Consider the following 13,390-nt stretch of genomic DNA (forward strand, 5'->3'; position numbering starts at 1 on the left):
ACCAACCCCCCGATCGGATCACACGTCAACCCCAGATTATGTTCCATCGCGATCTCCGCAGCGTTCTCCACCTGCCCCGGAGTACCACCCATCACCTCAGCCAAACCAGCAGCAGCCATCGACGACGCCGACCCCACCTCACCCTGACACCCCACCTCAGCACCCGAAATGGACGCCTGCTCCTTATACAACACACCCACAGCACCGGCAGTGAGCAGGAACTTCACCACCACATCGTCCTTATCCTTTTGGCTGGCCTTATCCATGCCCGGCGCATAATTCAACGCGTAATACAGCACCGCCGGGATGATCCCCGCCGCACCGTTGGTCGGCGCCGTCACCACCCGGCCACCGGAGGCGTTCTCCTCGTTCACCGCCAGGGCGATCAGGTTCACCCACTCCTGCCAATACTTCGGATCGTTCCGGTCCTTGTCCTCCTTGAGCAGCCGCTCCAACCAGTCAGGAGAACGACGCCGGACCCGCAACCCACCAGGAAGCACACCCTCGCGCTTCAAACTGGTTTCAACGCAGGCCTCCATCACCGACCAGATATGCAGCAAACCCTCCCGGATCTCCTCCTCGGACCGGGACGCCCGCTCATTGATGAACATGATGTCGCTGATCCCCAAACCCTTGGACTGGCACCGGCCCAACAACTCCGCCGCCGTCCGGAACGGCAACGGCAACTCCTTCTTGGACTCCTCCAACTCCTGCTGCGCGGCGTTCTCCTCACCCTCACGGACAATGAACCCGCCACCGACCGAAAAGAACGTCGCCTCCCGCACGATGTTCCCCTCAGCATCAGAGACAGCAAACTTCATCCCATTCGTATGCCGCGGCAACACCGTCAACGGATGCAACACCATATCCTCCACCGCATAGTCAAGGAGCGTGCCGCCGGCCAGGTTGAGCTTTCCCGTCTCCTCAATGGAAGCCAGCCGCTCCTCCACCTCGTCAGGCAGGATCTCCTCGGGGTCGTATCCCTCCAGCCCCAGCAGAACGGCCGTGAAGGTGCCGTGTCCCTTACCGGTTGCGGCCAACGAGCCGTACAGATCAACCCGCAAACCGGCAACGGATTCAAGCACTCCGGACTCACGAAGCTCACGGGCAAACACCGCTCCGGCGCGCATCGGCCCCACAGTATGAGAGCTCGACGGACCAATGCCTACAGAGAACAGATCGAAGACCCCAACGGCCATGGCTATTTCCTCACTAAGTAAAACAACATTGAACCCGCCCCGCCCCCAACAAACGGAGCGGACCCCACACCCCAAACCATCAACCCGGACGCCGACTCCGGCGCCACCTTTCGCCGATTCGGGGCTTCACTGCGCCCCCCCGGCAGCTGGATCCACTGACAACCAAGCGAACCCGCGAGTCGTGCCCCATCTGTGCAACCCAACTCTGTGCAACCCGGCCGGGACCCTTGGGGCCGGCATCCGGAAGCGGGCGTCCAAGGGAACATCGCATCCGCCCAGCGGATGCCTATGCGACCGAGCCCGCGGAGGATGTCGGCCCCAACGGGCCACCGAACCCGAATGGGCGAACCCGACGGGCTACTAGCCCAGGTCCGCGACTCCCGGGTAAAGCGGATGCGCCTTCGCAAGCACATCAACGCGGTGACGCAGCCCGGAAAGGTCCGCGTCGGCGTCGGCGATCAGTGCCTCGGCGATGATGTCTGCCACTTCGCGGAAGGCTGCTTCGCCGAAGCCGCGCGTCGCCAACGCCGGGGTACCGATGCGCAGCCCGGACGTGACCATGGGCGGGCGGGGGTCGAAGGGGACGGCGTTGCGGTTGACGGTGATGTCGATGGTGGCGAGGCGGTCTTCGGCTTGCTGGCCGTCGAGTTCGCAGTTGCGGAGATCGACGAGGACCAGGTGCACGTCCGTTCCACCGGAGACCACGCTGATGCCCTTGGCGGCGACGTCGGGCTGGACGAGTCGCTCTGCGAGGATGCGGGCACCTGCGAGGACGCGTTCCTGGCGTTCACGGAACTCTTCCGAGGCGGCGATCTTGAACGCCACGGCCTTGCCCGCGATCACATGCTCCAGCGGTCCGCCTTGCTGGCCTGGGAACACGGCCGAGTTGATCTTCTTGGCGATGTCGGCGTCGTTGGAGAGGATGATGCCGCCACGCGGACCGGCGAGGGTCTTGTGCGTGGTGGACGTGGTGACGTGCGCGTGCGGGACCGGCGAGGGGTGGAGACCGGCTGCCACGAGCCCGGCGAAGTGGGCCATGTCCACCATCAGGTAGGCGCCCACGGAGTCGGCGATGCGCCGGAATTCAGCGAAGTCCAGCTGCCGTGCATAAGCGGACCAACCGGCCACGATCAGTGCAGGCTTGTGTTCCTGGGCCAGGCGCTCAACTTCGGCCATGTCCACGGTGTGGGTGTCCTCGCGAACGCCGTAGGGGACCACGTTGTAGAGCTTGCCGGAGAAGTTGATCCGCATCCCGTGGGTCAGGTGCCCGCCGTGGGCGAGGTTGAGGCCCATGATGGTGTCGCCGGGCTTGATGAGAGCGTGCATCACCGAGGCGTTGGCCTGGGCACCGGAGTGCGGCTGGACGTTCGCGAACTCCGCACCGAACAATGCCTTGATGCGATCGATCGCGAGCTGCTCGATCACGTCGACGTGCTCACAGCCACCGTAGTAGCGCTTGCCCGGGTAACCCTCGGCGTACTTGTTCGTCAGCACCGAACCCTGCGCCTGCATCACGGCGACGGCCGTGTGGTTCTCCGAGGCGATCATTTCCAGGCCGTCGCGCTGGCGACCCAGTTCGTCGTCGATCTTCGCGGCGATCTCAGGATCCAGCTCGGACAGTTGGGCGTCCAACGACGCCGACACCACCTGCTGGTATTCAGTTACGGACACCGGGTTCACAGTTCTCCACCGTTCGTTGCAGCGTATTCTTCGGCCGACATGAGCGGCCCTTCTTCCGTGGCGGCCACCTTGAACAGCCAACCCGCACCATAGGGGTCGTTGTTGATAAGCGCCGGATCGCTGACAACGGCGTCGTTGATCTCGGTCACCTCCCCTGTCACGGGCGAGTACAGGTCAGAGACCGACTTGGTGGACTCCACCTCGCCGCAGGTCTCGCCAGCGGTCACCGTGGAACCAACCTCGGGCAGGTCCACATACACAATGTCACCCAGGGCATCAGCGGCAACCGCAGAAATCCCGACCCCCACAGGCCCGTCACCATCGACGGCAACCCACTCATGCTCAGCCGAGTACTTCAGCTCGGCAACTACTTTGCTCATTCCGATTCCTTACCTCTGGTCTGCTTATTTTTGGCGCTTGTAGAACGGCAGGGCGACTACCTCGAACGGTTCGGCCTTGCCTCGCAAGTCCACCTCCACGACGGTGCCCGGCTCTGAATGCTCGACGTCGACATACGCCAAGGCGATCGGGTAACCGAGCGTGGGGCTCGGCTGGCCGGAGGTGACTTCGCCGATGAGCGAGCCGTCTTTGAGGACAGAGTAGTGTCCGCGGGCGGCACGGCGGCCGGTTCCTTTGAGACCCACCAGCTTCTGGCCGATGGTGGATCCGACGCCGGCTGCCTTGATGGCGGTGAGTGCGTCGCGGCCGATGAAGTCACTTTCCTTGGCCAGGGAAACAACGGGGCCGAGGCCTGCGGTGTAGGCGTTGATGTGGACGGAGAGCTCGTTGCCGTAGAGCGGCATGCCGGCTTCCAGGCGCAGCGAGTCGCGGGCTGCGAGGCCTGCTGGGATGAGGCCGCGGCCTTCGCCGGCTTCGAGCAGTGCTTCCCAGAGGCCCGGGGCGTCGAGGTTCGGGACGTAGATCTCGAAGCCGTCTTCGCCGGTGTAGCCGGTGCGGGCCAGCAGCAACTCCTGCCCATTGATGGACACCTCAACCGCAGCGTAGTACTTCAGCTCGGTGACCAGCGCGTGCTGATCGGCGGGAACCAGGCTCAGCAGGATGGCTTCGGCGTTGGGGCCCTGCACCGCGATCAGCGAAGTCTCCGCGGAGGCATCTTCCACCACGACGTCGAAACCTGCCGCACGCTTCAGCAGCGCCGCGGCCACCACCTTGGCGTTGCCCGCGTTCGGGACCACCAAGTACTTGTCCACGCCCTCCCCGGGAGAGGGGCGACGGTAGGTAATGAGGTCGTCGATGATGCCGCCATCGTTGTTGCAGATCAGCGAGTACTTCGCTTTGCCCACGGCGATCGCGGACAGCTTGCCCACCAGCGCGTAGTCCAGGAAGGCAGCCGCGTCGGGGCCGGTAACCCACACTTCGCCCATGTGGGAGAGGTCGAACAGGCCCGCAGACTTGCGGACGGCGTGGTGCTCGGCGAGCTCGGACTCGTACTTCAGGGGCATCTGCCAGCCGCCGAAGTCCGTAAACGATGCGCCGGCCTTTTTGTGTTGCTCGTACAGGGCTGTGTAGTTCTCAGACATGTCAGGAGTCCTTAGTTTTCGAAGGCTTCGAGGGGAGGGCAGGAGCACACAAGGTTGCGGTCACCTGCGGCGCCGTCAATGCGACCAACCGGCGGGAAGTACTTGTCCTGCTTGAGGTGGTGGACGGGGAACGCTGCCTGCTCACGCGGATAGTCACGCCCCCAGTCGGAACTGACGACGGCGGCAGCCGTGTGCGGTGCGTTGCGCAGCGGCGACTTCTCAACAGTGAAATCACCGCTGGCGACCTGCTCGATCTCGGCGCGGATAGTGATCATGGCTTCGATGAAACGGTCGATCTCGGCCAGGTCCTCGGACTCCGTCGGCTCCACCATCAACGTGCCCGCCACCGGGAACGCCAGGGTGGGGGCGTGGAAGCCGAAGTCGATCAGGCGCTTGGCAACATCCTCGGCTGTAACACCCGTGCGGGCCGTCAGCTCACGAAGGTCCAGGATGCACTCGTGAGCCACAAGTCCGCCTTCGCCCGTGTAGAGGACGGGGAAGTGCTCATCCAAGCGGGAGGCAACATAGTTGGCCGCAAGAAGCGCCGACTTGGTAGCTTCCGTCAGGCCCTGCCCACCCATGAGTTTCACGTAGGCCCAGGAAATCGGCAGGACACCGGCGGAGCCGTAGCGTGAGGCGGAAATGGCAACGCCGTGGCCTTCCTCATGGGACGCTTTGTTCGCGTCGCCCGGCATGAACGGAGCCAGGTGGGCTTTCGCAGCAACAGGGCCAACACCGGGTCCGCCGCCGCCGTGCGGGATGCAGAAGGTCTTGTGCAGGTTCAGGTGGGACACGTCGCCTCCGAACTTGCCCGGCTGGGCCAGACCAACCAGCGCGTTCAGGTTGGCGCCGTCAACATAGACCTGGCCACCGGCGGCGTGGATCGCGTCGCAGACCTCGCGGACGTCGGCGTCGTACACACCGTGCGTGGACGGGTAGGTAATCATGATGGCCGACAACACTTCGCGGTGGGCCTCAATTTTCGCGGCCAGATCCGCGTGATCAATGGTGCCGTCAGCAGCCGTGGCCACCACAACAACCTTCATCCCCGCCAGCACAGCAGACGCCGCGTTGGTGCCGTGGGCCGACGCCGGGATCAGGCAGACAGTACGCTGCTCGTCACCGCGGGACAGGTGGTAACCGCGGATAGCCAGCAGTCCGGCGAGTTCGCCCTGGGACCCCGCGTTCGGCTGGATGGAAACCTGGTCATAGCCGGTGATCTCGGTGAGGTCCGCTTCCAGGTCCTCGATCAGCTCCCGCCAACCCGCTGTCTGGTGGTCCGGAGCGAACGGGTGGATGGAGGCGAACTCCGGCCAGGAAATCGCCTCCATCTCAGCGGTGGCGTTCAGCTTCATGGTGCACGAACCCAACGGGATCATGGTGCGGTCCAGTGCGAGGTCCCGGTCCGACAGCTTGCGGATATAGCGCAACAGCTGCGTCTCGGAACGGTGCGTGTTGAACACCGGGTGCTGCAGGAAATCACTCACTCGGACCACGTCAGCGGGCAGTTCGAACCCGGATGCGTCCCCTACCGGGCCGGCACCGAAGGCGACAGCCACCGCGGAGAGGACCTCCGGCGTCGTGGTTTCATCAACGGAGACGCCAACGGTGTCAGCATCGATGAGGCGCAGGTTAATGCCGCGGGCGTCGGCGGCTGCGATGACCTTGTCAGCCTTGCCCGGGACACGGACAGTGAGGGTGTCGAAGAAGGACTCGGAGACGAGTTCGCGGCCGGCCTTCTGCAAGGCCGCAGCCAAAACACGGGCGTGGCCGTGGACGGTTTCGGCGATCGATTTCAAGCCCTCGGGGCCGTGGTACACCGCGTACATCGAGGCAACAATGGCGAGCAACGCCTGCGCGGTGCAGATGTTGGACGTGGCCTTTTCGCGGCGGATGTGTTGTTCGCGGGTCTGGAGTGCCAGGCGGTAGGCGGGGACGCCGGCGTTGTCCTTGGAGACGCCCACGATGCGGCCGGGAAGCGTGCGCTCCATGCCTTCGCGGACGGCCATGTAGGCAGCGTGCGGGCCGCCGAAGAACAGCGGAACACCGAAGCGCTGCGCAGTTCCGACGGCGATGTCCGCACCTTGTTCGCCCGGGGGCGTGATGAGGGTGAGCGCCAGCAAATCTGCGGCGACGGTGACCAGCGCACCGCGTTCCTTGGCATCGGCAATCACAGAGGAGTGGTCGAACACGCGGCCGGAAACCCCGGGCTGCTGCAGGACGATGCCGTTGATGTCACCGTCGGGAAGGCCAGCCGAAAGGTCGGCGATCTGGACTTCGAAGCCCAGCGCCTCGGCCCGGCCCTTCACGATGGCGATGGTCTGCGGGAGGAGATCAGCGTCCAGGACAGTCTTGCCGTCCTTGGCAATCTTGGACTTGTTGGCGCGGCGCATCAGCAGCACAGCCTCGGCAACGGCGGTGGCTTCATCCAACAACGAGGCGTTGGCTACAGGAAGACCGGTAAGATCCTGCACCATGGTCTGGAAGTTGAGCAGCGCTTCGAGGCGGCCCTGCGAAATTTCCGGCTGGTACGGCGTGTAGGCCGTGTACCAAGCCGGAGCTTCCAGGATGTTGCGGCGGATCACCGGGGGCGTCACGGTGTCGTAGTAGCCCTGGCCGATCATCTGGACAGCGGTCTTGTTCTTGGAAGCGAGCTTGCGGAGCTCGGCGAGGACCTGCACCTCGGTGAGGGCGTCGTTTCCACTCGAAAGCCTCAGGGCAGTTTCCTGGCGAATGGAATCGGGGACGGCGACATCTACCAGGCCGTCGACAGAGTCGTAGCCGATGGCCTTGAGCATGGTGTCAACGTCGGCCTGGCGGCGAGCGCCGATGTGCCGGTCCGCGAAGGCGGTGGGGGTTGATTGAACAGTCAAGAGGAACTCCATGATTCAGGCGCCCAGTGAGCGCCACGATGATGTGGGGTTCCTCCCCGCTCTGTATTGGACCTGAGAGATTCCGCAGGAATGGTTGCCTGCTTGCACCGTCGGTGAACCCGGTTTCCCGGGCTGCTTTCCAGAGTTGCCTAACCGCGGCGGTACATGGGCCTGAGAGATTCCTGGGGAGGATTTGCTCCTACGGCGCCTGACTGGATGTACCGGCAGGACTCTCCCGCCGCAGATCAAAAGCGTTGCATCACCATGAGTGACACGCTTCACACCATAGCTGGTTGTTTTGAAAAAGCGCAAGCAAGGTGTGACTACTGATGCATCGCTTCGTGGATCTGCAGGGCGAACCACAGCTGGGCCACGGTGGACGTTTCACCCATGTCCAGCCCCGTCAGCTCGCCGATTTTCCGCATCCGATAGATGATGGTTTGCCGGTGCGCGAACAACGCCGTCGCGGTCTTTTGCCACGACCGCTGTGAGTCCAAATAGGTCCTCAGCGTCAGAATGAGATCGCCTTCCTGGCCCTGCTCGTAGTCGAAGATTGGGCCCAGCAGCCGCCTGACCAGCGCGGTTCCTTCCTCAAAACTGGTGAGCCCCAGCCACGATGGGCCTTGCTCATAACGGGCCAGCCCCACCCTGTTCGCACGGGCCGAACCGAGCGCCCACAGGGACTCCTGCAGCGCACGCTGGATGTTTGCCACGGTAGCCGGCGCGCTGATTCCGATCGCCGCATCTTCCCCTGCACAGTGCACCAGGACGCTGTCCGGCACGTCTGCGGGGACCACCACGTGAAGCCTGTTGTTCCGCTTCAACGACGCCGACGCAACCCCGTGCCGCCACAGTTCGATGTGCACGCTAGCCAGCCTGCCGCCGTCGTCCGTTGCTTTATCCGCGGCGGCCGCCGTTCGGCCTCCGGCACCCGCCGTCATGGAGGCGAGCAGGAAACCTTGGGGCGGAACCTCAAAAGCTGCGAGCCGGCTCTCCATCTCCGCTGCGCCCAAGCGTCCGTCCATGGCTTGCAGCAGGAACTCGCCGGCCAGCCGGTGGCGGCTTTCCAGCGACAAAACGATGCGCGAAAGCTGCAGTCCCAGCACGGTTGCGGCGTGAAGAAGTACGACGGCGTCCGGGTGCGGTTCGCTGTTGGGCAGCACTACCAGAAGCGCGTTGGCGTGGGTGGGAATGTCCATGGTGAGCACATGCCTGCCGCGGATACGGTGCCACTGGAAGTTCTTGCCCGCCAGGCCAACCTGCCCGGACAACGGAGCCCACTCTTCGGCGAGGAACACCGGGAGTGCGTGCCCATCGGGGTGCCAGGGATGGAGGCATCGGCGGTCCACCACGAACAGGTCCGCGTCGAGTTCGGTGGCGAGCCGCTGGACCAGGCTCTGCCAGTGGTCTTCGGAGGCTCCGGCGGTGCGGAGGAGATCGTAAACGCGGGCCGTCTGCCGCAGCCGACGGGATTCTTCGAGCAAGGAGGACTCGGCCACCGAGCGGGCGATGGCGATGAACGGCAGCGGATACGGGATGTTGATCAGGGGCAGTGGGAGCCGGTTGCAAGCCTCCAAGAACTCGTCCGCAAGCGGCGGTGCGTGCATCTTTTCGCCGATCGCCAACGCGCTGGCACCACTGTCCATCAACGCCTCGGCAAGCGCCACCTGCCCGTGGGCGTCGGGGGGAATGGAGAGGCCATTGGTCATCATGAGCTCGCCGCCCGTCACCCACTCCCACAGTCTGGGCAGGTCCGAGGTGTGGGCCCAGGTGATCCGGTTGTCCAGGCCGGCCGATCCCGCCAGGAGCGTGAGGCCGAGCTGCGGTTCAGCCACGAGTTCGGCCACAGTTATTGCCATCTCCAGCACTCCGTTCTGTACGTTGACGGCTGATTCAGCGCCGCAAGTAGCGGCTCTTAGACATTCGTCTAAACGCCTCGACTATTTGTAGTCAATGTAGCGCTATCCGGAGTGATCCGCGTCACCAAGAATGGAATTACTTACTTCCCGCTCAACGGCGAGCACCCCTCAACCCAAGGATCCGTCAATGACAACCCACCAGCCCATCGGCCCTGTCGACGCAACCAAAGTCCCCCGGTATGCAGGACTCGGTACCTTCGCCCGCCTCCCCCAGATCGACCGTGTTCCGGACTACGACATTGCGATTGTCGGCGTACCGTTCGACGGCGGAACCTCCTTCCGGCCCGGCGCCCGTTTCGGCCCTTCCGCAGTCCGCGAGGCCTCCCGCCTCCTCCGTCCGGGGTACCACCCGGAGCTCGACGTTGAACCGGTGTACGAGGCCCAGGTGGTGGACGCCGGCGACATCGCCTGCACCCCTTATGACATCTCCCGGGCTGTCCGAGAGATCGAAGAGCAGGCTTTGCCCCTGATAAGCGGTGGCAACGGGCTCAGCGGGGACAAGCGACTCATCTCCATCGGTGGTGACCACACCATCGCCCTTCCCATGCTGCGGGCCCTGAACAAGGTCCACGGTCCAGTGGCGCTGCTGCACTTCGACGCCCACCTCGACACCTGGGATACCTACTTCGACCAGCCCATCACGCACGGCACTATTTTCCGGCGGGCGTTCGAGGAAGGACTGCTGGTGGAGGACAAGTCAATGCACGTCGGCATCCGCGGCCCGGTTTATGACCGCAACGACTTCCTCCGGGACCACGAATTCGGGTTCCAGATCATTCGCTGCTCGGACCTGGATGTGATCGGCGTTCCGGCGGCCATCCAGCGGGTGAAGGACCGGCTCGGTGATACGCCGGTGTACGTCTCCATCGATATTGATGTCCTTGACCCGGCCTTCGCCCCCGGCACGGGCACCCCGGAAATGGGCGGGCTCCACTCCCGCGAACTCCTGGCCTTGCTCCGCGGACTGAACGGCATCAACATCGTGGGCGCCGACGTCGTGGAAGTCGCCCCGGCGTATGACCACGCTGACATCACCACGGTTGCCGCAGCCACCCTGGTGTTCGACCTTCTGGGGCTGATGGTGAACCGCAGCAAAGCAGACGCCGCTGTTGTTCGTGAACTCGCTTCAGCATCCCGGACCGCATCATGAGCACCGCACCAACAACTGAGGTTCCCCGGTTGGAGGACAAAACCATCCAGCCCATCCCCGCCAACGAGCGGCACGGCAAGGCCCGGGACCTGTTCACCATCTGGTTCGGCTCCAACATCATGATCATGACCATCGTGACCGGCGGACTCGCCACCACGGTGTTTGGCCTCGGCTTCGTCCCGGCGATCGTGGGCATCATCATCGGCAATGTAGTGGGCGGCATCTTCATGGCGCTGCACTCGGCCCAAGGCCCGCAACTGGGGGTGGCGCAGATGATCCAGACCCGTGGCCAGTTCGGCTCCTTCGGGGCCTTGTTGATCGTGGTCATCGTGGTGGTCATGTACGTCGGTTTCTTCGCAGCAAACCTCGTATTCGGGGGTGAAGCGATGGCCGCCGTCAGCCCGGGCATCAGCGTCGACGCCGGAATCATCATCATCGGGGTGGTCAGCGTGATCGCCACCATCTTCGGTTACCGCCTCATCCACGCCTATGCTCGCGTCCTGAGCGTCGCGGCCGGCCTGGCCCTGCTGCTTGCCTTCGGCTGGATCCTGATAGTTCACGGACTGCCTGGGAACTTCCTGGAGACGGGCAACTTCAACTGGGTGGGCTTCATGGGCACCATCTCCGTCTCCGCCCTGTGGCAGTTGGCCTACGCCCCCTACGTCTCCGACTACTCCCGCTACATGCCGCAGGGCACTGGCTCCGCTCCGGCATTCTGGGCCTCCTACTCAGGCTGCGTGCTGGGAACGCTGTTCCCCATGATCCTTGGCGCTTTGGTGGGTACGCTCGCCGTCTCCATGAGCACCGGCGACGTCGAAATCGTCGGCAGCCTGGGAGCCCTGCTCCAGCCGTGGACCCTGATCATCGTGGGCATCTTCTGCCTGGGCGTAGCGGCCTCGAACGCCATGAACCTGTACTGCGGCGTCCTGTGCACCCTCACCATCGGGCAGACGTTCAAGCCCTCCTGGTTACCGCGAGCCAAGACCCGCAGCATCGCCGCGATCATCCTCTTCGTCGTCGCCGTCTCCATCGCCCTCTTTGCCCGCGACAATTTCATCCTCTTCTACACCAACTTCCTGTCCTTCCTGATGTACGTCCTGGTGCCGTGGACGGCCATCAACCTGGTGGACTACTACCTTCTGCGGCACGGCGAGTACCGGGTTGAAGACTTCTTCAAGCGCGACGGCGGCGTGTACGGGCGGTTCAATTGGGTCGCCATCGGCTCCTACATAGCAGGCGCCCTCATCCAGGTGCCCTTCTCGGCAACCGCCATCTACACAGGCCCTCTGGCCGCCGCTATGGGTGGCGTGGACATCTCCTGGATCGTCGGCCTCGTCGTGGTCGCTCCCCTCTATTACTTCGCGGCCCGCGTCTTCGGCAAGAAGACAGAAGCCGCTCCCTTTCCAGCCACTGCGCTCACCCCAGACCTGATCTGACCAGTCACTCCCCCTGACCAGTCCTCATCTGACCAGCCCTCCTCTGAAAGCGAATCACCATGACCACCCAGACCGAACAGTTCACCGTCCGACGCTCAGACGCCTTCAACACCTCTCTCCCCCAGCAACTTCCTTTGCGGCTGCCTTTGCCTCCGGCAGGCCACTTCATCAACGGTTCCTTTGTCCCCGGTTCCTCAGGCCACTCCATCGACGTCGTGGATCCCACCACCGAGCACGTCATTGCCTCCGTCCAGGCGGGCACCGCCCGTGACGTGGACGCCGCTGTTGCCGCCGCCGTCGTGGCCCAAAAGACCTGGGGTGCCACCACCCCGAAGGAACGCGCGGATGTCCTGAACCTCATTGCGAACATCATTGAGGAGAACCGGGAAGCGTTCCAGGCCATCGAGTCGGCCAACACCGGCAAGCCTCACGCCGTTTCTGAGGACGATGTCTCCAGCACCATCGACACCTTCCGTTTCATGGCCGGAGCATCACGCACCCTGACCTCCATGGCCGGCGGTGACTACGCCACGGACCACACCTCAGTGATCCTGCGCGAACCGGTGGGCGTGGTGGGTGTCATCACCCCATGGAACTACCCGCTGCTGATGGCTGCATGGAAGATCGCCCCCATCCTCGCGGCCGGAAACAGCATTGTCATCAAGCCCTCCGAACAGACCCCGTTGTCCACGCTGAAGCTGGTGGAAGTGCTGGCCGGACGCATTCCGGACGGCATCCTCAACGTCGTCACAGGCCGTGGCCGGACCGTGGGCCAGCGCCTGTCGGAACACCCCGACATTGCCTTGGTTGCACTGACCGGAAGTGTCATCAGTGGCCAGGCCGTGGCCGAAACCGCCGCGAAATCCGTCAAACGCGTCCACTTGGAACTCGGCGGCAAGGCTCCCGTTGTGGTCTTCCCCGACGCCGACCTCCGCGCCGCCGCTGCCGGCGTCCGCAACGCCGGCTACTGGAACGCCGGCCAGGACTGCGGTGCTGCCTGCCGCGTCCTGGTCCACGAGTCCGTGGCCGAAGAGTTCACCGAGCACTTGGTCCGGGAGGCCAGCACCCTGGTGGTCGGCGCTCCCGACGCCGGCGACGACGTCGAAATCGGCCCCATGATCTCCCTCCCGCACTTTGAGCGGGTCAAGGAATCGCTGGCTGAGGCGCGTGCCGCCGGGCTCAACATCGCTCTTGGCGGCTCCGCACTGGAAGGACCCGGCTACTTCATCGAGCCCACGGTCATCAGCAACGTGCCCGCCGGCGCACACATCGCCACGCACGAAATCTTCGGCCCCGTGGTCACGGTGGAAACCTTCAGCACTACCGAAGAAGCCGTCACCCGCGCCAATGAGAGCCCGTACGGCCTGTCAGCCTCGGTGTGGACGCGCGATTCAAGCCTTTCCCTCCGCATTCCCAAGCAGTTGGACTTCGGCACGGTGTGGGTCAATGCGCACCTTGTCCTGGCGTGCGAGGTACCGTGGGGCGGATTCAAAGGTTCCGGCTACGGCCGCGACCTCTCGCTCTACGCCCTGGATGATTACTCGCGCACCAAGCACGTCATGATCAACCACGGCGCGTAAGCCCTCAGACAA

At 64.1% G+C, this 13,390-nt stretch carries 9 protein-coding genes and 1 riboswitch; of the genes, 3 read left to right on the plus strand and 6 right to left on the minus strand.

From position 1 onward, the window contains the following. The 6 genes from AB4Y77_RS18450 to AB4Y77_RS18475 form a co-directional block, all read right to left on the minus strand. The coding region (locus AB4Y77_RS18450) for an L-serine ammonia-lyase (protein WP_442014926.1) at positions 1 to 1,199 on the minus strand (1,199 nt) is incomplete at its 3' end. A gap of 360 nt (positions 1,200 to 1,559) precedes the next feature. After that, a complete protein-coding gene (gene glyA, locus AB4Y77_RS18455; RefSeq protein WP_442014927.1) occupies positions 1,560 to 2,879 on the minus strand; it encodes a serine hydroxymethyltransferase in 1,320 nt (439 codons plus the stop codon). After that, on the minus strand, positions 2,876 to 3,259 hold the full coding sequence (gene gcvH, locus AB4Y77_RS18460; RefSeq protein WP_311212365.1) for a glycine cleavage system protein GcvH: 384 nt from the start codon (positions 3,257 to 3,259) through the stop codon (positions 2,876 to 2,878). The genes glyA and gcvH overlap by 4 nt, the downstream gene beginning before the upstream one ends. Before the next feature lie 24 nt (positions 3,260 to 3,283). Next, positions 3,284 to 4,420 (minus strand): glycine cleavage system aminomethyltransferase GcvT, encoded by a 1,137-nt coding sequence (gcvT, locus tag AB4Y77_RS18465; protein WP_442014928.1) that lies wholly within the window; start codon positions 4,418 to 4,420, stop codon positions 3,284 to 3,286. An 11-nt stretch (positions 4,421 to 4,431) separates the two neighbouring features. Next, entirely contained in the window at positions 4,432 to 7,293 is a 2,862-nt protein-coding gene (gene gcvP / locus AB4Y77_RS18470; protein WP_442014929.1) for an aminomethyl-transferring glycine dehydrogenase, read from the minus strand. Positions 7,294 to 7,442: 149 nt separating this feature from the next. Then, positions 7,443 to 7,541, minus strand: a riboswitch (glycine riboswitch). Between the two features lie 75 nt (positions 7,542 to 7,616). Continuing rightward, complete coding sequence (locus AB4Y77_RS18475) at positions 7,617 to 9,152, minus strand: PucR family transcriptional regulator (RefSeq protein WP_442014930.1); 1,536 nt, start codon at positions 9,150 to 9,152, stop codon at positions 7,617 to 7,619. Between the two features lie 187 nt (positions 9,153 to 9,339). Here AB4Y77_RS18475 and speB point away from each other — a divergent pair, with 187 nt between their 5' ends. The 3 genes from speB to AB4Y77_RS18490 are packed head-to-tail and all read left to right on the plus strand — an operon-like array spanning position 9,340 to position 13,378. After that, positions 9,340 to 10,362 carry an agmatinase gene (speB, locus tag AB4Y77_RS18480; protein WP_442014931.1) on the plus strand — a complete coding sequence of 341 codons (1,023 nt, stop codon included), beginning with the start codon at positions 9,340 to 9,342 and terminating at the stop codon, positions 10,360 to 10,362. Continuing rightward, complete coding sequence (locus AB4Y77_RS18485) at positions 10,359 to 11,798, plus strand: purine-cytosine permease family protein (RefSeq protein WP_442014932.1); 1,440 nt, start codon at positions 10,359 to 10,361, stop codon at positions 11,796 to 11,798. Before speB ends, AB4Y77_RS18485 begins: the two co-directional genes overlap by 4 nt. A 59-nt stretch (positions 11,799 to 11,857) precedes the next feature. Continuing rightward, on the plus strand, positions 11,858 to 13,378 hold the full coding sequence (locus AB4Y77_RS18490; RefSeq protein WP_442014933.1) for an aminobutyraldehyde dehydrogenase: 1,521 nt from the start codon (positions 11,858 to 11,860) through the stop codon (positions 13,376 to 13,378). Positions 13,379 to 13,390: the final 12 nt, after the last annotated feature.

Source organism: Paenarthrobacter sp. YAF11_1 (genome assembly GCF_052113445.1).
Taxonomy (GTDB): domain Bacteria; phylum Actinomycetota; class Actinomycetes; order Actinomycetales; family Micrococcaceae; genus Arthrobacter.